The 356-nt window shown below is 46.3% G+C and carries 1 protein-coding gene; it reads left to right on the top strand.

Annotated features, from left to right (window positions below; all coding sequences use genetic code 11):
• The coding region (locus tag N483_RS27340) for a hypothetical protein (RefSeq protein WP_196764422.1) at positions 1-356 on the top strand (356 nt) is incomplete at both ends.

Below are 356 nucleotides of genomic sequence, written 5' to 3' on the forward strand. Positions count from 1 at the left end.
CAATAAATCAGAGTGTAACAAGCAATGCTAATGGTGAGTTCAGCTTTACTGGCTTGATTGAATCCAATGCAGATGGTTATACCATCACACAAACACCGAGTGCCACATACCAAACCGGTAATCGCTATATTGGCACAGGTGCAGGCGTAGTAAGCAATGTCGCCAAAGTCGTGGTGGGCACAGATCCAACGCCAGCGATCCGCTTTACCGAAAAGCCAAAGGCCGGTGATAAGTCTATTGCGGGTACTGTGTTCTTCGATGTGGATCAGGACGGTGTGGTCGATTCAAATGATGCGCTGTTAAAAGACATTAAAGTCACAATCACGGGCACGGACAAGTTTGGTCAAACAGTAAAT

Origin of the sequence: Pseudoalteromonas luteoviolacea NCIMB 1944 (genome assembly GCF_001625565.1) — a bacterium.
Taxonomy (GTDB): Bacteria; Pseudomonadota; Gammaproteobacteria; order Enterobacterales; family Alteromonadaceae; genus Pseudoalteromonas; species Pseudoalteromonas luteoviolacea_F.